This window comes from Sphingopyxis sp. KK2 (assembly GCF_001990265.1).
GTDB lineage: Bacteria > Pseudomonadota > Alphaproteobacteria > Sphingomonadales > Sphingomonadaceae > Sphingopyxis.
In genome coordinates, this window is the sequence record NZ_LYVN01000033.1 from 1 (window position 1) to 26681 (window position 26681).

22 protein-coding genes are annotated in these 26681 nt (G+C 66.3%); 15 read left to right on the forward strand and 7 right to left on the reverse strand.

The genetic code is table 11. The features are described 5' to 3' along the window. From B1A78_RS07805 to B1A78_RS07830, 6 genes are all read right to left on the reverse strand, one after another. On the reverse strand, positions 1-1053 hold a 1053-nt coding region (locus B1A78_RS07805; protein WP_144037737.1), incomplete at its 3' end, for a hypothetical protein. Between the two features lie 46 nt (positions 1054-1099). Beyond that, positions 1100-3322, reverse strand: coding sequence for a GumC family protein (locus B1A78_RS07810; protein WP_077146412.1), 2223 nt, complete (start codon positions 3320-3322; stop codon positions 1100-1102). Positions 3323-3348: 26 nt separating this feature from the next. Next, on the reverse strand, positions 3349-3984 hold the full coding sequence (locus tag B1A78_RS07815) for a polysaccharide biosynthesis/export family protein (RefSeq protein WP_256837521.1): 636 nt from the start codon (positions 3982-3984) through the stop codon (positions 3349-3351). Between the two features lie 179 nt (positions 3985-4163). Then, positions 4164-5570 carry an O-antigen ligase gene (locus B1A78_RS07820; protein WP_077146414.1) on the reverse strand — a complete coding sequence of 469 codons (1407 nt, stop codon included), beginning with the start codon at positions 5568-5570 and terminating at the stop codon, positions 4164-4166. A 69-nt stretch (positions 5571-5639) separates the two neighbouring features. Next, positions 5640-6908 carry a nucleotide sugar dehydrogenase gene (locus B1A78_RS07825; protein WP_077146415.1) on the reverse strand — a complete coding sequence of 423 codons (1269 nt, stop codon included), beginning with the start codon at positions 6906-6908 and terminating at the stop codon, positions 5640-5642. A gap of 32 nt (positions 6909-6940) precedes the next feature. Then, a complete protein-coding gene (locus tag B1A78_RS07830) occupies positions 6941-7936 on the reverse strand; it encodes an SDR family NAD(P)-dependent oxidoreductase (RefSeq protein ID WP_077146436.1) in 996 nt (331 codons plus the stop codon). 181 nt (positions 7937-8117) lie between these two features. Between B1A78_RS07830 and gmd the strand changes: the two genes are divergently transcribed. From gmd to B1A78_RS07895, 13 genes are all read left to right on the forward strand, one after another. Next, complete coding sequence (gmd, locus tag B1A78_RS07835; RefSeq protein WP_077146416.1) at positions 8118-9188, forward strand: GDP-mannose 4,6-dehydratase; 1071 nt, start codon at positions 8118-8120, stop codon at positions 9186-9188. Next, entirely contained in the window at positions 9181-10122 is a 942-nt protein-coding gene (locus B1A78_RS07840; protein WP_077146417.1) for a GDP-L-fucose synthase, read from the forward strand. The genes gmd and B1A78_RS07840 overlap by 8 nt, the downstream gene beginning before the upstream one ends. 31 nt (positions 10123-10153) lie before the next feature. Next, the gene (locus tag B1A78_RS07845) at positions 10154-11617 is read left to right on the forward strand and encodes a YdiU family protein (protein ID WP_077146418.1); all 1464 of its coding nucleotides are present in this window, start codon (positions 10154-10156) and stop codon (positions 11615-11617) included. 121 nt (positions 11618-11738) lie between these two features. Beyond that, the gene (gene rfbF / locus B1A78_RS07850; RefSeq protein WP_077146419.1) at positions 11739-12524 is read left to right on the forward strand and encodes a glucose-1-phosphate cytidylyltransferase; all 786 of its coding nucleotides are present in this window, start codon (positions 11739-11741) and stop codon (positions 12522-12524) included. 8 nt (positions 12525-12532) lie between these two features. Continuing rightward, complete coding sequence (gene rfbG, locus B1A78_RS07855) at positions 12533-13645, forward strand: CDP-glucose 4,6-dehydratase (RefSeq protein ID WP_077146420.1); 1113 nt, start codon at positions 12533-12535, stop codon at positions 13643-13645. 22 nt (positions 13646-13667) lie between these two features. Then, the gene (locus tag B1A78_RS07860; protein ID WP_077029630.1) at positions 13668-14117 is read left to right on the forward strand and encodes a dTDP-4-dehydrorhamnose 3,5-epimerase family protein; all 450 of its coding nucleotides are present in this window, start codon (positions 13668-13670) and stop codon (positions 14115-14117) included. Continuing rightward, a complete protein-coding gene (locus tag B1A78_RS07865; RefSeq protein ID WP_077146421.1) occupies positions 14110-15027 on the forward strand; it encodes an NAD(P)-dependent oxidoreductase in 918 nt (305 codons plus the stop codon). Before B1A78_RS07860 ends, B1A78_RS07865 begins: the two co-directional genes overlap by 8 nt. Beyond that, positions 15024-16187, forward strand: coding sequence for a glycosyltransferase (locus B1A78_RS07870; RefSeq protein WP_077146422.1), 1164 nt, complete (start codon positions 15024-15026; stop codon positions 16185-16187). Before B1A78_RS07865 ends, B1A78_RS07870 begins: the two co-directional genes overlap by 4 nt. Positions 16188-16343: 156 nt before the next feature. Further along, positions 16344-18716 (forward strand): BamA/TamA family outer membrane protein, encoded by a 2373-nt coding sequence (locus B1A78_RS07875; protein WP_083733955.1) that lies wholly within the window; start codon positions 16344-16346, stop codon positions 18714-18716. After that, positions 18716-22945, forward strand: coding sequence for a translocation/assembly module TamB domain-containing protein (locus B1A78_RS07880; RefSeq protein ID WP_077146424.1), 4230 nt, complete (start codon positions 18716-18718; stop codon positions 22943-22945). The genes B1A78_RS07875 and B1A78_RS07880 overlap by 1 nt, the downstream gene beginning before the upstream one ends. Then, complete coding sequence (locus B1A78_RS07885) at positions 22945-23175, forward strand: hypothetical protein (RefSeq protein ID WP_077146425.1); 231 nt, start codon at positions 22945-22947, stop codon at positions 23173-23175. Before B1A78_RS07880 ends, B1A78_RS07885 begins: the two co-directional genes overlap by 1 nt. Positions 23176-23352: 177 nt before the next feature. Next, complete coding sequence (locus tag B1A78_RS07890; RefSeq protein ID WP_077146426.1) at positions 23353-23925, forward strand: TMEM165/GDT1 family protein; 573 nt, start codon at positions 23353-23355, stop codon at positions 23923-23925. Between the two features lie 23 nt (positions 23926-23948). After that, positions 23949-24278 (forward strand): SMR family transporter, encoded by a 330-nt coding sequence (locus tag B1A78_RS07895; RefSeq protein WP_077146427.1) that lies wholly within the window; start codon positions 23949-23951, stop codon positions 24276-24278. Between the two features lie 14 nt (positions 24279-24292). Here the strand turns inward: B1A78_RS07895 and B1A78_RS07900 are convergent, their stop codons facing one another. Continuing rightward, positions 24293-25309, reverse strand: coding sequence for an alpha/beta fold hydrolase (locus tag B1A78_RS07900; RefSeq protein ID WP_077146428.1), 1017 nt, complete (start codon positions 25307-25309; stop codon positions 24293-24295). A gap of 105 nt (positions 25310-25414) precedes the next feature. Here B1A78_RS07900 and B1A78_RS07905 point away from each other — a divergent pair, with 105 nt between their 5' ends. Beyond that, the gene (locus tag B1A78_RS07905; protein ID WP_077146429.1) at positions 25415-25690 is read left to right on the forward strand and encodes a metal/formaldehyde-sensitive transcriptional repressor; all 276 of its coding nucleotides are present in this window, start codon (positions 25415-25417) and stop codon (positions 25688-25690) included. Between the two features lie 9 nt (positions 25691-25699). Beyond that, on the forward strand, positions 25700-26659 hold the full coding sequence (gene dmeF / locus B1A78_RS07910) for a CDF family Co(II)/Ni(II) efflux transporter DmeF (protein WP_077146430.1): 960 nt from the start codon (positions 25700-25702) through the stop codon (positions 26657-26659). Positions 26660-26681: the final 22 nt, after the last annotated feature.

Below are 26681 nucleotides of genomic sequence, written 5' to 3' on the forward strand. Positions count from 1 at the left end.
TTTGATGTTCGCCAGCTCGCCCGACTTGCCTGGTTCGGCGCAGGCGACCCGCCACACCGCCGACGCATCGTCGTTGCCCGTGAGCAGCTTGCCGCGCGTGGCGAGGCGGTAGGTGCCGGGGGTGAGCTGGACGAGCTGGCGCGCGACCAGATTGGGCCGCTCCTCGTCCGACACGACGAGCAGGCGGTTGGCTTTCGGCCCCTTTTCGATGTCCGAGCCATAGGCCGATTCGCGGATCAGGTGCCAGTCGATCGGCGGGTAGGGGCCTTCTTCCTCGAAGCGGCTGTTGTGGACGATCGACGCCCCGCCCTTCGTGCCGGGACCCGCGATGCTGCGCTCATAGGCGCGCGCTGCGTCGAAATCATGCTGGACCACCATCATCCCGATCAGCGTGCGATCGAGCTGGTCATAGCTGGCGGGCAGGTCCTTGCGGATCGGCAGGATAACCTGTGCGAGCGGTGCCGCTTTCTGCTTGGACCCGATGTAATAGCTCAGGAAATTGGGCAGCCAGTCCGGGCTGGCGCGGAACAGGCGCACGAACTGCGGCTTCATCTCGGGCTCGGCGATCGCCTTGCCTAGGATCGGGAACAGCAGAGCCTGCCCGCGCAACGACGTGCGCAGCGAGGCGTCGACATCAGTCATCGCCTGATCCATGCGGCCGCGCTTTACCGCGTCCTCGATCAGCCACAGGTTCGCGACATAGTCGCGGCGCGTCAGATAGGTCGCCGCGAGGATCGCCGGCCTGACCGGCTTGCCGGTGCGGGCGTTGTCGAGACCAATCATGCGATAGGCGCCCGCGAGCGTCGGATTGCCGTCCAGCGCCTCGCGACTCAGCTTCGCGGCGGCGCCAATCTGCCGCGCGTCGCCGGTAGCATAGACAAGGTCGTTGGCGATCCGCGCCTTCACGGTCGCATTGAACGGGTTGAGCGACAGCGCGCGTCCCGGGCTGTAATTCGCCATCACCGACGACGCGGTGAACAGCGTCACCAGCAGCCACACGATCACCGCCGCAGCGATGTAGAGCATGGTATCGCGGCCCGGCAGGCGCGACATCTGCCGCGCCGCCGTGCTCCCGATCTTCCTGCCCCCGACTGCGGCCTTATTCCCCCGGCTGCGCGTCGGCATAGCCATAACCATATTCATAACCATAGCCGTAATAGGCGCGCTTTTCGTCGAACTTGGTCAGCACCACGCCGAGCAGGGTCGCCCCGGCGCCGCGCAGGCGGGCCAGCGAGTAGCGGATCGCGTTGGTGCGCGCGCCTTCGGCTTCGACGCAATAGACGACGCCCTCGACCTTGCTGCCGAGCAGCGGCGAGTCGGCCAGACCCAGGACCGGCGGCGCGTCGAGCACGACATGCTGGTAATGCTTGCCCAGCGCCTCGACCAGGTCGGCAATCCGGTCGCTCGACAGCAGTTCGGCCGCGTTCGGCGGCATCGGGCCCGCGGTGATGAACGCCAGACCATCCTGCTCGTCATGATGGATCATCGACATGATGTCGTTGTTCCCCGACAGGAAGTTGCTGGTGCCCGCGCCATTGGCGACGCCCGCCAGGCGATGCACCGACGGCGAACGGAGGTCGCAGTCGACAACGATCGCGGTACGGCCGATGCGGTGGAGCGACAGCGCCAGCGCATAGGAGGAGGTCGACTTGCCTTCGCCCTTGCGCGTCGACGTGCACATGAGCGACTTCGGCACACCCGTCGTGGTCGAGAAGCGCAGCGCGGTCTGGACCGACAGATAGGCTTCGGACTGCGACGACTTGCGGTCGCGCACCTCCTCGATCGCCAGTTCGTTGTCGGTGTCCGGGATGACCCCCAGAAGCGGCAGTTCGGTGACCTCCTGCGCTTCTGCCGGGTCGCGGACCGTGGTGTCGATCTGCGCGAGGATGATCGTCAGCAGCGCGGCGAGCGCGAGGCCGATGAGCAAGGCGGTGAACATGTTGTTGATCAGCCGCGGGCTCGACGGCGCGCCCGGACGCAGCGCGCGATCGACGATCGCGACATTGTTCGTGCCGACGCCGCCGGCGATTCCGACTTCCTTGTAGCGCTGGAGCAGCCCGTCATAGAGCTCGCGATTGGTGTCGACCTCGCGCTGCAGGATGCCGTACTGGACGCTGCGGCGGCGCTCGTCGACCAAGTTGGTGCGGGTTCCCGAAACGCGCGAACGCAGCTCTTCCTCGCGCGCCAGCGCGGCGGTGTAGGCGGCGCGGGCGGCTGCGACGCCCGACCCGCCGACCTGGTTCAGCTCGGTCGCGATCGCGCGGTCGATTTCCTTGATCTGGCGGTCGAGTGCCTGCGCCGGCGGATAGTCGGGCTGGAAGATGACCATCAGCTTGGCATATTCGGCCTGCAGGTCGGCCTTGCGCTGGCGAAGGCCGGCGACGCTGCCGCTGCCGCTGGCGACGGCGGAGGCCTGCCCGCTTGCGCCCTTCAGCGCGCCTTCGGCCGCGATGCGCTCGATCGTCGCCTTGTTCAGCGCGTCGTTGAGCGCGACAAGGTCGGTCGCGGTGATCGACCGTTCGACGGTCGGCGCCTTCGGGTCGCTGCTGTCCGACTGCGAGATGGTGAGGATGCCCTGCCGTTCGGCATAGGTCATCATCTCGCGTTCGGCCTCTTCCATCTTGGCCTTGGTCTGCTGGAGCTGGTCCTCGAGGAAGCGGCGGGCGTAGGACGCCGAATCATAGCGACGCTCGAGGTTGGCGGCGATGAAATTCTCCGCCCAGCTGTTGGCGATACGCGCCGACAGTTCGGGATCGGGGGTCGACACCGAAATATCGACCAGCGCCGATCCGACGACCGGCTTGACCTGAACCACGGAGCTCAGCTGGGCCGCTACGCTGCGCGTCGCGGAATCGAGTTCGGCCTTCGACATCACGCGCAGCGACGAGGGCGGCGCCTTGCCGCCGAACGCCGCGAGGAACGCCGGGTCGCGCGCCAGATTCAGGCTCTTCGCGACACGCTCGGCCTGCGAACGCGCGCGCAGCAGATTATATTGCGTCTGATAGAATTCCTGCTCGACGCGGCCGCCGCGCTCGGGCTCGACCCCGCTCATGTTGAGCACCTTGGACTCGGTCCGCGAAATCTCGATCCGCGCATTGGCGGTATAGATGCGCTGGGCGAGCATCGTATAGATCGCGCCGCCGATCAGACAGGCGATGATCGTACCGATGATCACCCATTTCCAGCGCAGCGCGACGCGCCAATATTGCAGGATCCACGGCATTGCCGTCGCGAAGCCACCGGCCTGCCGCGCGGGATCGCCATCGGCGGTCTGGCTGGCCGGGATCGGCAAGATCGGGGTCTTGGGAATTGCGTCAGTCATGGAACGAGTCGAACTTCCTGCAAATCTTAATTGATGAGCGCAACGATCGGCGAGACCAGCAGCGGCGTGGTCGCCAGGATATCCTTGAACAGGCGGCGGCCAGGCGAGTCGCCGACCACGACGACGTCGTTGGCAAAGACTTCGGGATCGTCATAGACGCCCGTGCGGATGGACTTGAGGTTATAGAGCGCCGCCATCCGCTGGCCGCCGACCGTGCGGAAAATCACGACATCGTCGAGCTTGGCATATTCGGTCGTCCCTTTGGCGAGCGCCACAGCGCGGAGCAGCGACATCTTGCCGACCACTGGATACAGGCCCGGCTGCGCCACCTGGCCCTCGACCGTCAGGACCTGACTGACCGATTCGGTGACATTGACGCTGACATCCGGGCGACGGACGAAACGCGCCAGCCTTTGCTCGATCGCGTCGGCGAGTTCGGCGCTGGTCTGGTTCGATGCCTTGATCTGGCCGACCAGTGGCAACGAGATCATGCCCGCAGCGTCGGTCTGCACCAGTTTGCTGAGTTCGGGAACGCCATAGACGTCGACGCTCAGTCGATCGAAGGGGCCGATCAGATAGGGACGCGTGTCGCCGACCAGGTCAGCGCCGCTCGGCGCAGGCAGCGAATTGCCGTCGAACACCTGGAGCGTCGGCGTGCTCACGAGCTGCGGGGTACCGCCGCAACCGGCCAAAAGGCAGGCGGCGGTCAGGCTAGCGATAGCCAAACGAAAGTTCACCGAAACATCTTCCCTTTTTTTATCTGCCGGCTTCAGAGGGACTAGCCCGCTCGCCCGGCAAAGGAAACCGCAAAATCAAACCTATGTCCCAGCGCAAGGCCGGCTCAGCGGAAGCCCGTCGACGTGCGCTGCCCCTTGCGCCGGGCGCTCGGGACGTCGGGGCGGCGATAGATAAGCACCGTCGCGAGCGTCGCCATCGCCGCCAGCGCCGGCGTGCGCAGCGGATAATCGACAAGGCTGGCGCCCGCAAAGATCGCGAGCATCATAATCGAGACCAGGAGGCCGATCCGGTCGGTCGGCGCCGATTGTTCGTGTCGCCAGCCGCTCCGGATGCCGCGCCAAGCGATCAGCACCCAAGCGATCAGCAGCGCAAGCGCCGGCAAACCGCCGTCGATCAACAACTCAAGATAGTCGTTATGGGCGTGGTTGAGATATTGCAGCGACAGCAGATTGACCGGCTCGACAATCTTGTACGCCGCCTCGAAGCTGCCGAAACCGCCGCCGAACGGCGCATAGTTCCAGATCATCGCGTTGAGCGTCGGCAGCACCGCGAACCGCAGGTCGGCGACGACATCGCCCCGATCGAGACGGTCCATGAAGCCCGAGCCGAAGAGCAGCATGGCGGCGGCCCCGGCAAGCGTCCCGACGATCGATGCGATCAGCGTAATCTGCACGATCTTCGCTGCGGATTCGGTTCCGACCGACGCCGAACGCATCCGATACAGCAGGGCGCTGGTCGCGAGGAAGCTGACCCCGCCGATCGCCAGCCCGGCGCGCGACCCGGTGGCCATGATCGCGAGCATTATCGCAACCCCACCCAGCACCCCGAGCAGCGTCGCGGCGTGACTGCCGGCGCGGTCGTTGCGGCCGTGGAGAAACCAGAGCAACAGCGGCCAGTAGAGCGCCAGGAACACGGCATGATGGTTGCGATTGGCAAAGAAGCCGACAGCCGCGCCAGTGTTGGTGATGCGGTGGAAATAGGGTGCGCCTTCGCCGCCGAGCAGTTGCAGCACGCCGAACACTGCCGCGACGCCGAGGAAGGCGAGCAAGCGGAGCGGCAATTGGCGCAGATCGGGGTCGGAAGTTCGGCCGACGATCAGCACCACCGCAAGCGGCACCAGCAAGTCAAGCAGCGAATGGATCGCGCGGCCCGGCGACAGCGCCAGCGGACGCCAGCCGATCTCGACCCCGGCGGCGGTCATCCGCGCTGCAAGTTCGCCATGACCGGGCAGCGCCGACCAAAGGCCAGCGGGCAGGGGAATCAGCTGGATGAGCATCCACGCCGCCGCCGCGCCAATAAGCAGCAACAGGGGGCGGCTACGCTGGAGGCGGTCGCGCCCATATTCGTCGCGCCAATAGGGAAGGGCTATCGCGATCGCCACGATGGCGAGCGTGCGCACGACCACCAGCCCGCCGCTATCGACCCGTGCGGAGCCGCCGAACAGCAGGATTGCGATAAGGAAAATCGCCAGAAACCAGCGATCGAACAGAGACTCCCGGGAACGCGACATTCATTCTTCCATTATTTTCGTTGCCCGGGGCTTTAAGCAGGAAATACGACGAACGCCACCCCTGTAGGGTCAAATCGACCAGTAACGCAGAGGCGTAACGGTATCATCGTATTCGGGATTCCACATATGTTTGAGGTCGGCAACGAGTCCGTCGGGGCGGAGTATCGCGGCCAGATCGGCGTATTTGAGCGCACGGAAACCGTCGTGCCGTACCGCGCCGACGACGCAGTCATAGGTCGGCGTTTCGGGCATCGGTGCCAGATCGAGGCCATATTCGTGCCGCGCTTCGGCAGGGTCGGCGTGCGGGTCGTGGACCGCGACCGCATGCCCATGCCTACGCAGCGCCTCGACCAGATCGATGACCTTGCTGTTGCGCAGGTCGGGAACATTTTCCTTGAAGGTCAGCCCCAGCACGAGGATCGCGGCGCCCGGCTTGCCGAGCGCGGCGTCGATGCCGTCGGCCATCCACTGCGCCATACCGTCATTGGTCGCGCGACCCGACAGCACGACCTGCGGGTCGATACCCAATTCCTGCGCGCGGTGGCTGAGATAATAGGGGTCGACCCCGATGCAGTGGCCGCCGACAAGACCCGGCTCAAAGGGCAGGAAATTCCATTTGGTTCGCGCCGCGTCGAGCACGTCCCATACCGAAATATCGAGCGCCGAGAAAATCTTGGTCACTTCGTTCATGAAGGCGATGTTGATGTCGCGCTGCGCATTCTCGATCACCTTGGCGGCCTCGGCGGCACGGATCGAGCGGGCGCGGAACACGCCGCCGCTCGTCACCTTGCCATAGACGGTGGCGAGCAACTCGGTGACCGCCTCATTCTCGCCCGCCAGCACCTTCATGATCTTGTCGACCGTGTGCTCGCGGTCGCCCGGGTTGATGCGCTCGGGCGAATAGCCGAGAAAGAAGTCGCGGCCGCGCGTCAGGCCCGACAACTGTTCGATCATCGGCCCGCAGATATCCTCGGTAACGCCGGGATAGACCGTGCTTTCATAGACGATCGTCGGGGTCTTGGCCGGATCGAGCAGCGCCGCAACGGTGCGCGTCGCGCTGCGTACCGGCGACAGGTCGGGACGATTGTCCGCGTCGATCGGGGTAGGCACGGTGACGATATACAGGTCGGCGCCGCGACCATCGGCGGCATCGCTGGTCAGCGCCAGCGTGCTTGCGCCGAGCGCCGCGGCTTCGACCTCGCCGGTGCGATCATGTCCGTCCTTCAACTCGGCGATACGCCCGACATTGCTGTCGAGCCCGATTGTAACAAAATGTTTCGCAAGCTGGACCGCGAGCGGCAGCCCGACATAACCCAGCCCGACGACGACGATTTTCATGTCTATTCTGTTCCTTGGGAGAGGGGCAGGCGTCAGAGGCCGTGGTAATCGCGATACCAGTTCACAAAGTTCGGGATGCCGACGTCGATCGGCGTCGTCGGTTCATAACCGAGGTCGCCCGAAATCGCGCTGATGTCGGCATAGGTTTCGGGAACGTCGCCGGGCTGCAGCGGCGCCATCTGCTTGATCGCTTCGCGGCCGCACGCTTCCTCGATCAGCGAAATCATCCGCGTCAGCTCTTCGGACCGGTTATTGCCGATGTTATAGAGCCGGTGAGGTGCGACGCTGCCGCCCGCTTTCAGTTCGCCATCGTCGGACGGCGGATTGGCTATGCACGCCGCGACGCCCGACACGATATCGTCGATATAGGTAAAGTCGCGGCGCATCGCGCCGGCGTTGAACACCTGGATCGGCGTGCCCTTGAAAATCGCCTTGGTGAAAATCCACATCGCCATGTCGGGCCGGCCCCAGGGGCCATAGACGGTGAAGAAGCGCAGCCCCGTCAGCGGAATGCGATAGAGATGCGCGTAGGTCTCGCTCATCAACTCGTCGGCCTTCTTGGTCGCGGCATAGAGCGACATCGGATGGTCGACGCGGTCCTCGACGCGGAAGGGCAGGGTCTTGTTGCCGCCATAGACCGACGAAGACGAGGCATAGACCATCGGCACCTGCCGCTCGCGCGCAACTTCGAGCAAATTGAGGTGGCCGACGAGGTTCGACTGGACATAGGCGCGCGGGTTGTCGATCGAATAGCGAACCCCCGCCTGCGCCCCCAGATGCGCGATATCGGCGAATTTCAGGTCGACGAGTGCGGCGTCGAGCGCATTCGCATCCGCGAAATCGGCCTGGCGAAAGGTGAAGAGATCGCCATACTCTTCCGACAGCCTGGCAAGGCGCGCGCGCTTCAGCGCCGGGTCGTAATAATCATTGACGATATCGATCCCGATCACCGCCCGTCCTTCGCCCATCAGGCGCCGGGCGAGGTGGAAACCGATGAAACCGGCGGCGCCGGTGATGAGCACGGTCAAACCCTGTCTCCTGTTGTCGAGCGTCGCGATAGCCATGCTGGTGCATTGCAACAAGGGCGAAGTTTGGCGCGGGCGCGAACAGCCCGGTTGACTTCGCGGGCTAGGCGCGGAAAGGGAAGCACCGCTCAACAAGCCGGATTCCACCGGCCTCCACCCTCTCCCCAGAACGAGGAACAAGCGCTTGGCTGAACAGGAAAAAATCGCCCTTGTCACCGGAATTACCGGACAAGACGGCGCCTATCTCGCGCGGCTGCTGCTAGAGAAGGGCTATATCGTCCATGGCCTCAAGCGCCGCTCGTCCTCGTTCAATACCAGCCGGATCGAGGATATCTATCAGGATCCGCATGTCGAAAACTCGCGGTTCCATCTCCATTATGGCGACCTGACCGACAGCACCAACCTGATCCGCATCGTGCAGGAAACCAAGCCGACCGAGATCTACAACCTCGCGGCGCAGAGCCATGTGCAGGTGAGTTTCGAGACCCCCGAATATACCGCGAACAGCGACGCGATCGGGACGCTGCGCCTGCTCGAGGCGATGCGCATCCTCGGCATGGAAAAGACCTGCCGCTTCTATCAGGCATCGACCTCCGAGCTCTACGGCCTCGTCCAGGAAGTGCCGCAGCGCGAAACCACGCCCTTCTATCCGCGCAGCCCCTATGCAGCGGCGAAGCTCTACGCCTATTGGATCGTGATCAATTACCGCGAAGCCTATGGCATGCACGCCTCGAACGGCATATTGTTCAACCATGAAAGCCCGCTGCGCGGCGAAACCTTCGTGACGCGCAAGATCACCCGCGCCGCCGCGGCGATCAGTCTCGGGCTGCAGGACAAGCTCTATCTCGGCAATCTCGACGCCAAGCGCGACTGGGGCCATGCGCGCGAATATGTCCGCGGCATGTGGCTGATGATGCAGCAGGACGAACCCGACGACTATGTCCTTGCGACCGGCGAAACCACCCCGGTGCGTGACTTTGTCCAATGGGCGTTCGAGGATGTCGGCATCACGCTCGAATGGAGGGGCGAGGGCGTCGACGAAAAGGGCCATTGCACCAGGACCGGCACCTGTCTGGTCGAGGTCGATCCGCGCTATTTCCGCCCGACCGAAGTCGATCTTTTGATCGGCGACCCGTCGAAGGCGCATCAGAAGCTCGGCTGGCGCCACGAAACCTCGGTGCGCGAACTCTGCCGCGAGATGGTCGCCGCCGACCTGGCAGAATATAAGGCCGGCACGACCCCGTCGCATGGCTGAGAGTTTTTCGCTCGCCGGCAAGCGCGTCTGGGTCGCGGGTCACCGCGGCATGGTCGGCAGTGCGCTCGTGCGCCGGCTCGCTGACGAGAATTGCGAGATACTGACTGCCGGCCGCGACACGCTCGACCTGCTCGACCAGGCGGCGGTGCGCGCCTGGGTCGCGCGCGAAAAGCCCGACGCGATATTCCTCGCCGCGGCCAAGGTCGGCGGCATCCTCGCCAACGACAGCTTTCCGGCCGACTTCCTCTACCAGAACCTCGTCATCGAGACGAATATCATCGACGCCGCGCACCGCGCCGATGTCGCGAAACTCTGTTTCCTCGGCTCGTCGTGCATTTATCCGAAGTTTGCGGAGCAGCCGATCGTCGAAGAGGCGCTGCTCACCGGCCCGCTCGAGCCGACCAACGAATGGTATGCGATCGCCAAGATCGCCGGGATCAAGCTCGCGCAAAGCTATCGCCGCCAATATGGTGCCGACTATATTTCGGCGATGCCGACCAACCTCTATGGCCCCGGCGACAATTTCGACCTGACGTCGAGCCACGTCCTGCCCGCGCTGCTGCGCAAGGCGCATGAGGCCAAGACCAGCGGCGCGAAGGCCATGACTTTGTGGGGCAGCGGCACCCCGATGCGCGAATTCCTCCACGTCGACGACTGCGCCGACGCCTGCGTCTTCCTGATGAAGACCTATTCCGACGCGGGCCATGTCAATGTCGGGTCGGGCAGCGACATCGCAATCATCGACCTCGCGCGCCTCGTCGCCGAGGTCGTCGGCGCCGACGTCGAGATCGCGCTCGACACCAGCAAGCCCGACGGCACTCCGCGCAAACTCATGTCGAACGCCAAGCTCGCCGCCATGGGCTGGGCGCCGAAGGTGGCCTTGCGCGACGGCATCGCCGCCACATACGACTGGTTCCTCGCGCACCACGCCTGAGGCGCGCTATAGGGCAGGCGAGGAGACCCGCATGGATATCGCCTTCGACAACAGCTTCCACCGCGAGATGGAGGGCTTCTATGCCTCCGCCGAGGCCGCCTCGCCGTCGGCGCCGCGGCTGCTCGTCTTCAACCAGACGCTCGCCGCCACGCTCGGGCTCGACGCCGCCGACACCGACGACGACACGCTTGCGCGCCTCTTCTCGGGCGCGACCTTGCCCGCCGGCGCCGATCCGCTCGCCTTCGCTTATGCCGGGCACCAGTTCGGCCATTTCTCGTCGCAACTCGGCGACGGCCGCGCGCTGCTGCTCGGCGAAATCGTCGCGCCCGACGGCAAGCGCTTCGACATGCAGCTCAAGGGCTCGGGACCGACGCCCTTTTCGCGCAACGGCGACGGCAAGGCCGCGATCGGCCCCGTACTGCGCGAATTTCTCGTGTCCGAGGCGATGGCGGCGATGCACGTGCCGACAACGCGCTCGCTCGCGGCGGTGGCGACCGGCGACCGTGTCCAGCGCGAACGCGCCCACCCGGGCGCGGTCCTCACCCGCATCGCCGCCAGCCATGTCCGCGTCGGCACCTTCCAGTTCTTCGCCGCGCATCTCGGCGCCGAGCATGTCATCCGGCTGTCCGATTATACGATCCGCCGCCACTACCCCGAGCTTGCGAACGCCGCCAATCCGCACCTCGCGCTGCTCGCGGCGGTGATCGAGCGCCAGTGCCTGCTCGTCGCCAAATGGATGGGGCTCGGCTTCGTCCATGGCGTGATGAACACCGACAATGTCGCGGTCAGCGGCGAGACGATCGACTATGGACCTTGCGCCTTCATGGACCGCTTCGCCGTCAACAGCGTCTACAGCTCGATCGATGCCAACGGCCGCTATGCCTATGGCAACCAGCCCGCGATCATGAACTGGAACACGGCGCGCTTCGCCGAGGCGCTGCTGCCCGCGATCCACGCGGTGAAGCCCGACGATGTCGAGGTCGCCAAAAAGCTCGTCGCCGACGTCGTGGAACAGTTCCGGGGCATCTGGCTCGCCACGATGCGGCAAAAGCTCGGCCTCGGCACCCCGCATTCGAGCGACGCCGGGTTGATCGACGCGCTGTTCGACGCGCTCGAGGCGAATGGCCCCGACTTCACCCTGTTCTTCCGCGCGCTCGCGACGCTGCTGCGCGGCGATGCCAGCGCGATGGAGGCGCTGCTCCCTGCGCCCGACGCGATGGCGCCGTGGATCGCGTCCTGGTGGGCGCAACTCGAACGCGAACCGATCGGCCCGCTCGAACGCGCGGCGGCGATGGACGCGGTCAACCCGCTCTACATCCCGCGCAACCACCAGGTGGAGGCGGCGCTGGCCGCCGCCGAGGCGGACGACATGGCGCCCTTCCTCGCGTTGCTCGAGGTTGTTCGCGCGCCCTATGCCGAGCGCGCCGAGTGGACGGGCTACGCGCAACCGGGCCCCGCCGAAGCCGCACCTTATGTGACTTTCTGCGGCACATGAATTGCGATTCAAGGCTCGAAGCGCGTTGCAGCGTCTTGGCTTTGCGGCTACCGAACGGGCGCTTGCCAGCCCAATTGATTCCGCCGCATCCTGACAATCAGAACGGAACGAGCTCACCCCTATGAAAGCATTGATCCTCTGTGGCGGCCGGGGAACCCGGCTGCGCGAAGTGTCCGAAACTTTGCCCAAACCGATGGTGCCGATCGGCGACAAACCGATCGTCTGGCACATCATGAAAATCTATGCCGCGCACGGCATCACCGACTTCGTCCTGCTGCTGGGGTACAAGGGCGACATCATCCGCGACTTCTTCCTCAACTACGCCAATCAGTCCTCCGACGTCACCGTCGACCTGTCGAAGCGCGGCGAGGACCGGTTGCAGTTCCACAAGCACCAGACCGAGGATTGGAAGGTCACGCTCGCCGAAACCGGCGAGGACGCTATGACCGGCGCGCGCATCCGCCGCGGCGCGCGCTATCTCGACGGGGTCGACCATTTCTGCGCGACCTATGGCGACGGCGTCGGCGATGTCGACATTTCGGCGCTGGTCGATTTCCACAAGGGCCATGGCAAGACCGCGACGCTCACCGGCGTCTATCCGCCGGGCCGCTTCGGCGAACTCGGTACCGAGGGCGGCGTCGTCGCGAGCTTCAACGAAAAGCCGCAGGTCTCGGGCGGCCACATCAACGGTGGTTTCTTCGTCTTCAACCGCAACTTCGTCGACGATTATCTCGACGATCGCGAGGATCTGATCCTCGAGCGCGAGCCGATGGAGCGCCTCGCTGCGAACCGCGACCTGATGATGTTCGAACATAACGGCTTCTGGCAGCCGATGGACACGCCGCGCGAATATTCGCTGCTCAACGAGCTGTGGGCCGAAGGGCAGGCGCCCTGGAAGAAGTGGTAAGCGGCGCGATGTTCGGCGACGCATATCGCGGCAAGACCGTGCTGCTGACCGGCCACACGGGGTTCAAGGGCTCGTGGATGGCCGAATGGCTGCTGATGCTCGGCGCGAAAGTCGTCGGCTTCTCGCACAAGGTCGACGACGGCCCGTCGCATTTCAACAGCCTCGGACTGGCCGACCGGATGACGCATATCCTCGGCGACGTGCGCGATGCCGATGCGCTGTACGATGTGGTGACGGCGCACAAGCCCGACTATGTCTTCCATCTCGCGGCGCAGTCGCTCGTCCGCTATTCCTACGACCATCCGGTCGAAACGATGGCCACCAACGTCATGGGGACCGTCAACCTGCTCGACGCGCTGCGCCGCGCGGGCCAGCCGGCGGCGGTGGTCTGTGTCACTTCGGACAAATGCTACGAAAATCGCGAAGTGCTCTCGGGCTATCGCGAGGACGATCCGATGGGTGGCTATGACACCTACAGCGCGTCGAAGGGCGCCGCCGAGATCGTCGCGCACAGCTATCGCCGCAGCTTCTTTTCGGCGCCGGACAGCCCCGTGAAGATGGCGACAGTGCGCGCGGGCAATGTCATCGGCGGCGGCGACTGGTCGCTCGACCGGATCGTTCCCGACTGCGTGCGCAGCCTCGCGAAGGGCGAGGCGATCCGCCTTCGCAATCCGCATGCGACGCGGCCCTGGCAGCATGTACTCGAATCCCTGAGCGGCTATCTCTGGCTCGGCGCGCTGCTCGGCGGTGCGGCGACGACAGCGCGGGTGAAATCGCCGACCGACGTCACCGAGGCGTTCAACTTCGGCCCATGGGTCGAGGCCAATGGCTCGGTCGAACGGCTCGTGACCGAATTCCTGAAGCATTGGACCGGCACCTGGGTCGATGCGGCCGAAGCCGGCGCGGTCCACGAAGCCGGGCTGCTCGGCCTGTCGATCGACAAGGCCTATCACAAGCTCGGCTGGGCGCCGACGCTCGACTTCGCGGGCGGGGTCGCGCTGACCGCGGGCTGGTACCGGGCGGTCGTTGCCGAACAGGCTCCCGCGCTCGAGCGGACGCGTCACGATATCGAAAGCTTCGTCGCCGAAGCGCGGGCGAAGTCGCTCGCCTGGGCGGCCTGATCCAAACCTGTAGGGGGATATTATGATCGACGGCGTGCTGATTACACCGCTCAGGCAGATTCCGGACGAGCGCGGCAAGATCATGCACATGCTGCGCGCCGATGCGCCGCATTTCGAGAAGTTCGGCGAAATCTATTTCTCGTGCGTCCAGCCCGGCGCGATCAAGGCGTGGCACATCCACAGCGAAATGACGCTGAACTATGCCGTCGTCCACGGCCGCATCAAGTTCGTCCTCTACGACGATCGCGAAGGCTCGCCGACGCGCGGCGAACTCCAGGAAATCTTCATGGGCGAGGATAATTATTGCCTCGTCACGGTGCCGCCCTTCGTGTGGAACGGTTTCAAGGGCTATGGCCAATATCCGGCGATCGTCGCCAATTGCACGACGATCGCGCACCGCGCCGACGAGATCGACCGCATGGATCCGTTTACCGACAAGATTCCGTACAACTGGGACGTCCGCCATGGCTGACGGCCGGCTGCTGCTCGTCGGCGGCAGCGGATATTTCGGGGCGCGGCTGGCCGGGGCGCTGGCCGCTGATTGGGACGTCGCGGTGACAGTGCGCTCGGACACGCCCGCGCGCGCTGCCTGGCTGCGTGAAACGAGCATCGCGGCCCACCATTATGATAGCAGGGTCGACGCCGGCCTGCCGGGCGGCGATTTCGAAGCCATTATCAATCTCGCCATGCCCGGTGCGCAGGCGGCTGGCAAGGACGCGGGCGCGGCGATGGAACAGGGCCTAGCGACCGCCGCCGCCTGCCTCGCCGCGTTGCGCGAGGACAGGGCGGAGCGGCTCATCCACTTCTCGACCTTCCACGTCTACGGCGGCAACGCGGCGGAACTCTATACCGAGGATATGCCGAAGGCACCCGGCCATCCCTATGGCCACGCGCATCTCGCGGTCGAGGGCGAACTCACCGCCAGCGACGTCGCCGACCGCATCGCGATCGTCCGGCCAACCAACATGATCGGGGCGCCCGCGCACCGCGATCTGGGCGAACAGGCGGGACTGATCTTCCTCGACCTCTGCCGTCAGGCCGCCGAAAACGGGGCGATGAGCCTGCGCAACGATGGCCAAAGTTATCGCGACATCCTGCCGTTCGGCGACGCGATCGCTGCCGTCGACCTCCTGCTCCGCGCCGGAAATGGCTGGAACGACATCTTCAACCTCGGTGCGGGGCGGGCGATTACGATGCAGGCGCTCGCCGAGAGCATCGCGGGGGCCGCGCCGCGCCCCGTGCCCATTGCCTATGGCGACGGCACCGATGCCTTCCGCAGTCCCTTCACAGTCGATATTTCGCGCCTCGCCGCGCTCGGCTGGGTCCCATCGGCGCGCATCGCCGACGAAGCCCGCCACACCATCGCCGCGTTCGCCGCGTGACGGGTCCGCGCCTTCTCGCGATTTCGCTGTCGTGCCACGAGCCGGTGAACCGCGCGTTGTTCCGCGAGATCGGCGCGCTCGGTGTGCCCGTCCACCTCGTCGTGCCGCGCCGACACTTCGTCGGCGGAAAATGGCGCGATACCCCCGACTTTCCGCCCGAAAATTACGAGCTGACGCTGCTCGACCTGACCGGCACCAACCAGCGCACCCATACGCTCCAAGGCCTGCAGGCCGTCGTCGATGCCTTTCAGCCGACGCATATCTATTGCGACAGCGACCCCGCCAGCATGATGGTGCGGCAGGCAAAGCAGGTCGCGCCGCACGCCCGGCTCTGGTCGCTGACCGCCGAAAATATGCCGCAGAGCCTCGGCATCGACCTCAAAAAGGCGTTCGAAACGCGCCAGCCTGCCGGCATCGCCTCGGCGCTCGTCAAGGCGTGGCTGCGCCGCTCGGCAAGGCGCAAGGTCGACCGCGTGCTGACGCTCAGCAAGGACGGCACCGCGCTGATCGAAGCGATGGGGCTGACTGCGACGCAGGTGCCGATCGGCTTCGACCCGCGGCTGTTCCAGCCGCTTCCCGAGCCCGAGCGTGCTGCGGTGCGCGACGAACTCGGTCTCACCCAGCCGGTGGTCGCCTATTTCGGGCGCCAGACCCCCGAAAAGGGCATCCATGTCCTGATCGACGCGCTCGACCGCATCCGCGAGCGGCCTTGGCAATTCCTGATCGACGATTTCATCGGCGCGTCGGGCTATACCGCGCAGCTCGAGGCGCAGATCGATCGGCTCGGGCTTTCGCACCGCGTCATCTTCTTTGAATCGAAGCATGAAGACATGGCGCGCTACATGAACGCCGCCGACATCGTCGTCCTGCCGTCGCTCAGCACCCCCAAGTGGAAGGAGCAGTACGGCCGCGTCATCCAGGAAGTGATGGCGTGCGGACGCACGATGGTCGGCAGCCGTTCGGGCGCGATCCCGGAGGTGATGGGCGGGCAGGGGCATCTGTTCGACGAAGGCGATGTCGACGGCCTTGCGGCGCTGCTCGGCAAGCTGCTCGACAAGGGCGATTTCGCCGACGAGGGCGCACGGGCCTATGCGCTCGCCAATCTGTCGGTCGACCGCCAGGCCGCGATCATGGCCGACCTGCTGCGCCGCGAAAGCTGAACGCGCGGAACCACTTGGGCCTGCGCGACGTTGCCTTGTGCAACGGCAGGGGGATCATCATCATTTGCGTATCGCCAACCATCCATCGCATCGCGCGAGAATCCGGTTGCGCCGCACGCTGCTGCGGGTCACAAGCCGATGAACGGCGGCCGGCACATGCAAATTTCTGAAAATCCTCGCATAATCAACCGCCGGCCCGCGGCACGCGCCACCTTGCGCCCGCTACTCGCGCTTTCGGCTTCGCTGCTCGGTCTCTCGGCAAGCGCGGCTTTTGCGCAGGACGCGCCCGAACCGCCGCCGGTCACCGAAACGCTCGCCGATACCGAGATGGCGAAACCCACCCCGCCGCCGCCCGACGCGGTCTTCCCGCCGGTCGAACCGATCATCGAGGATGACGAGTTCGACCGCTCGATTCCGAAGATTTCGGCCGAGGACGACCCCGAGCTGAACGTGCCGCTCGAATCGATCGCCGATTTCGAGGCAAAGCAGGCCGCCAAGGCCGCGGCGCAGGGCAACGCGCCGCCTGGTTCCGAACCCGCGCCGACGCCGGCGCTCGCCGACGGCGACCCGGTCGAGGCGATCGGCGACGCGCCGATCAACGACGCCGAACTCGCCGCACCGCTGCCGCCGCTCGAAAGCTTCAATGTGGAGCCCGTCGAATTTGCCGAACCCGAGTCCGCCGACGAGACGGTCAAGATCGCCTATACGGTACAGGTCAACGGCCTCGCGCCCGCCGACGACGGCACCGACGCCGATCTCGCCGACCTGTTCGGCGACCTGTCGGCGCTCTACGACGGCGACGGCGAAGCAGCCAATGCCTCGATGGTCCGCGCGCGGCTGACCGCCGACGCCGACCTGATGCAGCGCATCCTCGCGTCCGAAGGCTATTATGACGCCCGCGTCGAAACGCGCATCGACCGCAGCGGGGGCGACGGGAACGATAATGCTAACGGCAATGGACGTGGCGACCGCCAAGGAGCGGCCACGCCGGCGGCATCGGCGGAACCGGCACAGCCTCGGCGCCCGCGTTCGCTGATCGCGATCATCGATGTCGTCCCGGGCAAGCGCTACACGCTCTCGGACATCGTCATCAACGCCGCGCCGACGGTGCCGCCGACGCTGATCGCCGACAATTTCCCGCTCGCGATCGGCGAACCGATCGTCGCGCAGCGCGTCCAGGGTGCGGAGGCGGCGATCGCGCTCAAACTGCCCGAGGAAGGCTATCCCTTCGCGGTCGTCGGCCAGCGCGACATATTGCTCGACGGCGCGACCGGCGACGGTGTCTACACCTTGCCCGTCGATATCGGCCCGCGTGCGCGCTTCGGCGGCTTCGAAACGACGGGCAATCTCGCCTTCGACGTCGAGCATGTCGAACTGCTCGCGCGCTTCAAGCGCGGCGACCTCTACGACAGCCGGATGGCCGACGACCTTCGCCAAGCGCTCGTCGCGACCGGACTGTTCTCGACGGTGTCGGTCGAGGCCAAAAAGACCGGCGAGAGCGCGGGCGACGATACCGAATATGTGACGACGCTGGTGACGCAGGAGACCGGCCCGCCGCGCACGCTCGCCGCCAGCGCGGGCTATGGCACGGGCGAGGGCATCCGCGTCGAGGGCAGTTGGACGCATCGCAACCTCTTCCCGCCCGAAGGCGCGCTGATCGTCCGCGGCCTCGCGGGCACGAAGGAACAGGCGCTCGGTGTGACTTTCCGCCGCTCGAACGCCGGGCGCCGCGATCGCACCTTCGAACTCGTCGCCGAGGCGTCGCGCAGCAACTACGACGCCTTCGAGGCGCTCACCGGGCGCGTCGGCTTCCGCGTCAGCCGCGAATCCACCCCGATCTGGCAGAAGAAGATCACCTACGCCTATGGGCTCGACCTGATCGCGACGAGCGAAGACGACTACAGCTTCCTGCTCGGCGCCCGCGACCGCAGCCTCTATTATATCGCGGGTGTGACCGGCCAGCTCGGCATCGACCGCAGCGACAGCCTGCTCAACCCGACCAAGGGTTTCCGCATCACCGGGCTGCTCCAGCCCGAAGGATCGCTGAGCGGCGATTTCTCGCCCTATGCCCGCGCGCGCGTCGACGTCAGCGGCTATTATCCGGTCACCGACAGCATCGTGCTCGCGGGCCGCGTCCGCGTCGGTTCAATCCTCGGCTCCTCGCGCCAGAATATTGCGCCCTCGCGGCGTTTCTACGCCGGCGGCGGCGGCTCGGTACGCGGCTTCGGATACCAGCAGCTCGGCCCCAAGGACCCCAACAACGACCCGATCGGCGGCCGCAGCGTCAACGAAGCGGCGGTCGAGGCGCGTTATCGCTTCGGCAATTACGGCGTCGTCGGCTTCGTCGACGCGGGACAGGTCTACACCGGCTCGACCCCTGACTTCTCGAACCTGCGCTACGGCGTCGGCATCGGCGGGCGTTTCTACACCAATTTCGGCCCGATGCGCCTCGACGTCGCGACCCCGATCAACCGCCAGCCCGGCGAAGGACGCGTCAGCGTCTATGTCTCGATCGGGCAAGCCTTCTGATGGCCGACACCGACGCCTTCGACGACACCCCGCCGCCGCCGAAGGCGAAGCCGGGTTGGCCGCGCCGCATCGCGCGCTGGGCGGGCATCGCGATCCTCGGCCTCGTCGCGCTCGTCGGCCTGTTCCTGATCGGGCTCAACAGCGACGCCGGGCGCCGCTTCGTCGTCACCCAGATCGAGAAATATGAATTCGAAAACGGGATGAAGATCGGCATCGGCCGGCTCGACGGCTCGCTGTTCGGCGCGATGTCGATCCGCGACCTGACGATCTCCGATCCCAAGGGCGTCTTCATCCGCTCGCCCGAGGTCAAGGTCGACTGGCGGCCCTTCGCCTATTTCTCGAACCATATCGATATCCGCTCGGCGAGCGCACGGACGATCACGATGCAGCGGATCCCCGCCTTCAAGCCGGTCCCCGACACCGGCGAGCCTTTGCTTCCCGACATCGATATCGACATCGCCAGATTGCAGGTTGATCGCTTCATCTTCGAAGCCCCGGTCGCGGGCCAGCGGCAGGAAGCGCGCATCGCGGGCAAGGTCGCGATCGCCGATCGCCGCGCGCAGGTCACCGCCAACGCCGAAACGATCGGCGCCGATGCCAAGGGTGACAAGCTCGCGCTGATCCTCGACGCCGTTCCCGAATCCAACCGCCTCGCGGTCGATCTCGATATCAATGCACCGCAGGGCGGCGTCCTCGCCGCGATGGGCGGGTTCAAGGAGCCGCTGACCGCCAAGCTGTCGGGCAAGGGCGACTGGAAGGCCTGGACCGGCACGCTCACCGGCAATCTCGGCACCCAGCCGCTCGCGCGCCTCGGCCTCGCCGCGCGCGACGGCACCTTCGCGATCAAGGGCACCGCACAGCCCGCGCGCCTGCTCGCCGCCGGGCCCGCCGCCGACCTGCTCGCGCCCGAGACCGCGATCGACCTCATCGCGCGCCTCGACGAACGCAAGGTCGATCTCGACGGCCGCATCGCCTCCGACGCAGCGCGCGTCGGGCTCAGCGGCGGCATCGACCTCGGCACCAGCCGTTACGACGGGCTGCAAATCGCCTTCGTGCTGCTCAAGCCCGGCGCGGTCGCGCCCTATGTGCGTGGCAGCGGACTGCGCGCCAATGCCCGGCTCGACGGCGAGTTCCGCCTGCCGACGGTCGAATATCAGGCGAACGCCACCAGCCTCGCGGTCAACGATATCGTGATCGAGGCGCTGAGCCTGACCGGCAAGGCGCGCGTCGATCCCGACCAGATCATCATTCCCGTCGCGGGCCGCGCGACGCGCATCCGCGGGCTCGACACCGTCGCCGGCGGCGCGCTCGTCAACGTCCGCCTCGACGGCGACCTCGCGTACAAGGACGGTCGCCTGCTCAGCGACAATATGCGCCTGCGCTCGAGCCGCATCGACGCCAAGGCGATATTGATCGCCGACCTCAATCGCGGCTTCTACACCGGCGCGATCGACGGGCGGATCGACGATTATCGCATCGAAAGCGTCGGCGTCTTTGACATCGACACCGACGCCGACCTCAAGACCGCGCCGAACGGCGGGTTCGAAATCGTCGGCCGCGTCCGCGCCCGCTCGACGCAGCTTTTCAATTCGGGCGTGCGCAACGTCCTTGGCGGCAATGCGACGGCGTCGAGCGACGTGCGCTACGGCACCGACGGCGTCATCCGCTTCTCGAACCTGCGGCTCAACGCGCCCTTGATGCGGGTGACCAGCGGGCAGGGGAGTTACAATCCCAACGGCCAGATCCAGATCGTCGCGCACGCCTCCTCGACCCAATATGGCCCGCTCGGGCTGCAACTCGCCGGGACGATCACCGATCCGCGCGCCACGCTCACCGCCGATCGTCCGGGGCTCGGCATCGGGCTCCAGAACCTCGTCGCGCGGATCACCGGCGCGACCGGCGGCTATCGCCTCGCGGCCACCGGCGACACCGACTATGGCCCGCTCGCCGCCGATGTCGTGCTGCTCACCGCAAAGGGTCCGCTGACGATCGACGTCGAGCGTGGCGACCTGTCGGGCATCGGTTTCAAGGGCCGCCTCGTCCAGAGCGCCGCCGGCCCCTTCGTCGGCCAGCTCGACGCGTCGGGACAGGGCCTCGGCGGGCTGGTCCGGCTCAGCGCCGCGGGCGAATATCAGGCGGCGGCGATCAACGTCCGCGCGAATGACGTCGTGCTGCCCGGGCCGGCGAAGCTCGCGATCGGTTCGGCGATCGTCGATGCCGACGTCATCCTCTACGACCAGCCGCGCATCATCGCCGATATCCAGGTCGCGCAGACGCAGATCCGCGATTTCAACATCGCGGTCGGGCGCGTGAAGATCGATTACCAGAATGGCACCGGCAAGGCGCAGGCGCTGGTCGAGGGAACCAGCGGCGTGCCCTTCCGCATCGCCGCCAATGCCGATCTTCAGCCGAACCTGTGGCGCGCCTCGGTCCAGGGCCGCGCCACCGGCATCAATTTCCGTACCACCAGCCCGGCGCGCATCATCCCCGGCAAGGACGGCTATGAACTGCTGCCGACCAATATCGATTTCGGCCGCGGCAGCAGTGCGCGGCTCGCGGGGCGTTTCGGCGACGGCATCATGCTCCAGAGCCGGCTCGACCGCGTCAATCTTGCGATGTTCAATGCGGTCTACCCCGATCTTGGCCTCGGCGGGCGGGCGACCGGCAGCCTCGATTTCGAACAGGCCAATGCCGACAGCTTCCCACGCGCCGACGCGCGGCTGACGATCGACGATTTCACCCGCACCACCGCGGCGACCGTCAGCCAGCCGGTCGACGTTACTTTTGCGGGCAAACTGCTCGCCGACGGCGGCACCGCCAGCGCGGTGATGCGCAAGCGCGGCAGCGTGATCGGCCGGCTGCAAGCCTCGCTGCGCCCGTTGCCGCCCGGCGCCGGATCCTGGATGACGCGGCTTCAGGCCGCACCGCTCAGCGGCGGCATCCGCTACAACGGTCCCGCCGACACGCTCTTCTCCTTCGTCGGCTCGGGCGACCAGCGCGTCGCGGGACCGATCGGCGTCGCCGCCGATTTCAGTTGCCGACTGTCGGCGCCGTGCCTGAACGGCGTCATCCGCGGCAACGCGCTGACCTATGAAAATCTGACCTATGGCACGCGGCTCACCAACGTCGTCGTCAACGGCCGCTTCTCGGGCGACCGCCTCGAAATCGAACAGATGACCGCAACCGCCGGCGACGGCACGGTCAAGGCATCGGGCTATGTCAGCCTTGCCGCCGACAGCGGCTATCCGATGAAGATCGACGCGACGCTCGACAACGCCCGTCTCGCACGCAGCGACAATCTGGCCGCGCGTGCGACCGGCACGCTCAGCCTCGAAAAAGTCGCGGGCCAGACCGCCTTGCTGTCGGGCGACCTGCGCCTCCCCGAAACACGTTACAAGATCGTGCGTCAGGGCGCGGCCAGCGTGCCGGTGCTTACCGGCGTCCGCCGCAAGCCGCCCGCCGGGCGCCCGCGGGTCAGCGGCGACGGTCTCGCGTCGGTCGGCGGCAGCCTGTTCGACCTGATCCGGCTCGACATCCGCCTGCGCGCGGGCGACGAAATCTATGTCAGCGGCATGGGGCTCGAATCCGAATGGCAGGCCGACGTCACGCTGAAGGGCACGACACAGGCACCGCGCGTCACCGGCGAGATCGAGTTGGTGCGCGGCACCCTCGGCTTCGCGGGGCGTTCGTTCGAACTCTCGGAAGGCCGTGTGACCTTCCCGACCGGCGACGCCTTCGATCCGTCGATCCGGCTGATCGCGACCGACACGATCGAGGAGGTCACCGTCACGGTGAACGTCTCGGGCCGCGCCCAGAATCCGCAGATCACCTTCTCCAGCGTCCCCGGCCTGCCGCAGGACGAAATCGTGTCGCGTATCCTGTTCGGCGACTCGATTACCGCGCTGTCGCCGCTGCAGGCGGTCCAGCTCGCCGCCTCGCTCAACGCGCTGCGCGGCAGCGGCGGGCTCAGCCCGCTCGGCGCGCTGCAATCGGCGACGGGCATCGACCGGCTTCGCGTCCTCGGTCCCGACGATACGCAGGGCCGCGGCACCGCGCTCGCCGCGGGCCAGCATATCACCAACGACATCTATCTCGAGGTCATTACCGACGGTCGCGGCTATACCGCGACCCAGCTTGAAATCAGCCTGACCCCGGCGCTCTCGATCCTCAGCCAGGCGGGCGGGTCGGGCCAGACCAATTTCAGCATCCGCTACCGCAAGGATTATTGATGCGCGTCGCGCTGCTCCTGCTGCCCCTGCTCCTCGCAGCCTGCAAGGAGGAGCCGAAGTTCGAGGATCGCTTCGACAAGGCTTCGAAGGAAATCGACGCGCGCGCCAAGGCGATGGACGCCGACATCGCCGCCGCCGACAAGGCCGCAAAGGATGCGGGGGAGGGCGAGCCAAAAGCCTTGCCTCCGGCAGCGGCCCCGTCTAACGCGCCTGAGTCATCTGGGGAGTAGCCAGCCGTCCGTTCGGGACGGGCCATCGTGTCAACATACTCGGTCGAGAGGCCGTGGTGCGATGGAAGCGGGAGCACCGCTTGGGCGAGACCAATGGCATCGACCCCACGTCCGGGCCGGGCGGCGGGAATCGATGTCCGTTGTTCTTGCTACGCCGCCCGGCCCCGGAGTCCGTATATGGAAGCCCTCTTCACCTCGACTGCCGTCGTCGCGCTCGCCGAAATCGGCGACAAGACGCAATTGCTCGCGATCCTGCTCGCGACGCGCTTCAACAAGCCCGCCCCGATCATATTCGGAATCCTCGTCGCGACGCTCGCCAACCATGCGCTCGCCGCGCTGCTCGGCGCCTCGGCGGCATCTTTTCTCGACAGCGCATGGTTCCGCTACGCGATCGGCCTCAGCTTTATCGCGATGGCCGCCTGGACGCTCGTCCCCGACAAGTTCGACGATGACGAAGCTCCCAAGCCGCGCTTCGGCGCCTTCCTCACCACGCTGATCGCCTTTTTCCTCGTCGAGATGGGCGACAAGACGCAGGTCGCGACGATCGCGCTCGGCGCGCAGTATCACAGCGTTCCGCTGGTCACGGCGGGCACGACGCTCGGCATGATGATCGCCAACGTCCCGGCGATCTTCCTCGGTCATGAACTCCTGAAGCGCGTCAACCTCGACACCGTGCGCAGGGTCGCGGCTGGACTGTTCCTCGTCATCGGCCTGTGGGTGCTCGCGCAGGCCGCAGGCTGGATCGGCTGACGATCCGGGGATAGGAGAGGGCGATGAACTATCTCTATCTCGCGCTGGCGATCGTGGCGGAGGTCATCGCGACCTCGTGCCTCAAATGGTCGGAAGGCTTTACGAAGCTGGTCCCCTCGATCGTCACCGTGATCGGCTACGCCATCGCCTTCTACTTTCTGTCGCTCACGCTGCGCACCATCCCGACCGGCATCGCATATGCGATCTGGTCGGGTGCCGGCATCGTGCTGATCGCCGCGGTCGCCTGGGCGTTTCAGGGGCAGAAGCTCGACGCTCCCGCGGTCATCGGCATGGCGCTGATCATCGCAGGGGTAGCGGTGATGAACCTCTTCTCGAAAGTCGCCGCGCACTAGGCGCGGTGTCGGGGTCAACCCGCGTCCGCCAGCCCCTTCAGCAGCGCGTCATGGAAGCGGTCGGGCGCCTCGACCTGTGGCGAGTGGCCGAGCTCGGGAAATTCGACCAGTACCGCGTTCGGGATCGCCTTCGCGGTGCGGCGTCCCAGCGCGGGATAGTCGCCCAGCGTTGCCGCAATCTCCTTCGGCGCGCGGTTTGCACCCGGCGCGGTACGGTCCTTGCCGCCGATCAGCAGCAGGGTCGGCACCGCGATGCGCGGGAATTCATGGACGACGGGCTGGGTGAACAGCATCTCCGACGTCTGCGCCTGGTTCATCGCAACGACGTCCTTGCCCGGCCCCGCATAGAGCCCCGCCTGCATATCGACCCAGCGGTCATAGTCGGGTTTCCACTGCCCGTCGTAATAGAAGCGAAGCTGATAGGCCTTGATCGTCTCGCGGCTCGTCTTGCGCTCGCCGGCATAGAGCTGGTCGATCGACGCATAGGGCACCCCCGCCGCCTGCCAGTCCTCGAGCCCGATCGGGTTGACCATCACGAGCTGCGCCACGCCTTCGGGATAGCTCAGCGCATAGCGCGCCGCGAGCATCCCGCCCATCGAATGACCGATCAGCGTCACGCGCCGGGCACCGAGCGAGGCGAGCAAGGCGTTGGTGTTCGCCGCAAGCTGCTGGAAGCTGAACTGATAGCCGACCGGCTTGGTCGAGGCGCAGAAGCCGACCTGGTCGGGCACGATCACGCGGAAACCCGCTCCCGCGAGCCTGGCGATCGTCGCCTCCCACGTCGCGCCGCAGAAATTCTTGCCATGAAGCAACACCGCGATCCGGCCATTGGCGGCGCCCGACGGCGGCACGTCCATATAGGCCATCTCGATCGCCTTGCCCTGCGAGCTGAAGGCGAAGCGCTGCACGGGATAAGGATAGGCGAAACCTTCGAGCCGTTCGCCATAAACGGGCGCGGCGGGTTCGGCGGCCCACGCGCCGTGGATGGGAAGAAGCGCGAGCGCGGCGGCGAGGGAGAGAAGGCGTGTCATCGCGCCAGCCTATCACCGCGCCCGCGCAAAGGCGAACCGCCAACGCCCGGTCGCACCCGCTTTTCGCATTCCCTTCCTGCGCAATATAGGGTAGGGGGCTATCCTATGGCCCATCTCAAATCCAGCAAGGACAAGCTCCTCGCCCGCGTCCGCCGCATCGCGGGGCAGGTCGCCGCGATCGAAAAGGCGATCGCCGACGACGCCGGCTGCTCGGCGGTGCTCCATCAGGTCGCGGGGGTACGCGGCGCGGTCGGCGGGCTTGCCGACGAGCTCGTCGAGGAACATGTCCGCGAGCATCTCGCGCGCCCCGGCCTCAGCGACGACGAACGCGCCGAAGCCGCCGAGGACCTCATCCTCGCCACCCGCCGCTACGCGAAATAGGACCCGTCCATGTCCCTCGACAGCCAGATCGACGATCTGACCCACGACCATGTCTTCCTCGGCGCCGGGCATGACGAGAATGGCCGCCGCACTCTGTGGGTCGTCGCGATCACCGCGGTGATGATGGTGGCGGAGATCGTCGCGGGGCTCGCCTTCAACTCGATGGCGTTGCTCGCCGACGGCTTCCATATGGCGACCCACGCCGGCGCGCTCGGCATCGCCGCGATCGCCTATGCCTATGCGCGCAAGCATGCCCGCAATCCACGCTACAGCTTCGGCACGGGCAAGGTCGGCGACCTTGCGGGCTTCGCCTCGGCGCTGATCCTCGGCTTCGTCGCGCTCGGCATCGCGTTCGAATCGGCGCAGCGGCTGCTCGACCCGCGCCCCGTCGATTTCATGGATGCCACCGTCGTCGCCGTCATCGGCCTCGTCGTGAATATCGTCTGCGCGGTGCTGCTCGGCGGCGGGCACAGCCATGGCCCGGGCCATGGCCACCATCACGGCCACGACCATCGCCACGATCACGATCACGATCACGATCACGATCATGCCAAGCCCGCGCACCACAGCGACAACAATATGCGCTCGGCCTATGTCCATGTCCTCGCCGACGCGCTGACCTCGGTGATGGCGATCGCGGCGCTGCTCGGCGGGCGCTATCTTGGCTGGGTGTGGCTCGATCCGGTGATCGGCATCGTCGGCTCGGTCGTCATCGCGGTATGGGCCTGGTCGCTGATCCGCGACACCGCCGCGGTGCTGCTCGACAGCAGCGAGCCGGCGCTCGAGGCGAAGATCCGCGCCCTCCTCGCCGCGCATCCCGATATCCGCGTCGCCGACCTCCACGTCTGGCGCGTCGGCCCCGCCGCGCATGCCGCGATCGTCTCGGTCGAGGGCGGCGATTGCGAGAGCATCCGCCGCCACCTCAAGGCCATCCCCGAAATCGCGCATCTGACCGTCGAGGCGCGCTAGCGCCCCCGCATGGACAAGGCCC

Coding starts and splice junctions, on each gene's coding strand:
- B1A78_RS07810 (WP_077146412.1), bottom strand. CDS start 3,322: ATGACTGACGCAATTCCCAAGACCCCGATCTTGCCGATCCCGGCCAGC.
- B1A78_RS07820 (WP_077146414.1), bottom strand. CDS start 5,570: ATGTCGCGTTCCCGGGAGTCTCTGTTCGATCGCTGGTTTCTGGCGATT.
- B1A78_RS07825 (WP_077146415.1), bottom strand. CDS start 6,908: ATGAAAATCGTCGTCGTCGGGCTGGGTTATGTCGGGCTGCCGCTCGCG.
- B1A78_RS07840 (WP_077146417.1), top strand. CDS start 9,181: ATGGCTGAGAGTTTTTCGCTCGCCGGCAAGCGCGTCTGGGTCGCGGGT.
- B1A78_RS07845 (WP_077146418.1), top strand. CDS start 10,154: ATGGATATCGCCTTCGACAACAGCTTCCACCGCGAGATGGAGGGCTTC.
- rfbF (WP_077146419.1), top strand. CDS start 11,739: ATGAAAGCATTGATCCTCTGTGGCGGCCGGGGAACCCGGCTGCGCGAA.
- rfbG (WP_077146420.1), top strand. CDS start 12,533: ATGTTCGGCGACGCATATCGCGGCAAGACCGTGCTGCTGACCGGCCAC.
- B1A78_RS07860 (WP_077029630.1), top strand. CDS start 13,668: ATGATCGACGGCGTGCTGATTACACCGCTCAGGCAGATTCCGGACGAG.
- B1A78_RS07865 (WP_077146421.1), top strand. CDS start 14,110: ATGGCTGACGGCCGGCTGCTGCTCGTCGGCGGCAGCGGATATTTCGGG.
- B1A78_RS07875 (WP_083733955.1), top strand. CDS start 16,344: ATGCAAATTTCTGAAAATCCTCGCATAATCAACCGCCGGCCCGCGGCA.
- B1A78_RS07880 (WP_077146424.1), top strand. CDS start 18,716: ATGGCCGACACCGACGCCTTCGACGACACCCCGCCGCCGCCGAAGGCG.
- B1A78_RS07885 (WP_077146425.1), top strand. CDS start 22,945: ATGCGCGTCGCGCTGCTCCTGCTGCCCCTGCTCCTCGCAGCCTGCAAG.
- B1A78_RS07890 (WP_077146426.1), top strand. CDS start 23,353: ATGGAAGCCCTCTTCACCTCGACTGCCGTCGTCGCGCTCGCCGAAATC.
- B1A78_RS07895 (WP_077146427.1), top strand. CDS start 23,949: ATGAACTATCTCTATCTCGCGCTGGCGATCGTGGCGGAGGTCATCGCG.
- B1A78_RS07900 (WP_077146428.1), bottom strand. CDS start 25,309: ATGACACGCCTTCTCTCCCTCGCCGCCGCGCTCGCGCTTCTTCCCATC.
- B1A78_RS07905 (WP_077146429.1), top strand. CDS start 25,415: ATGGCCCATCTCAAATCCAGCAAGGACAAGCTCCTCGCCCGCGTCCGC.
- dmeF (WP_077146430.1), top strand. CDS start 25,700: ATGTCCCTCGACAGCCAGATCGACGATCTGACCCACGACCATGTCTTC.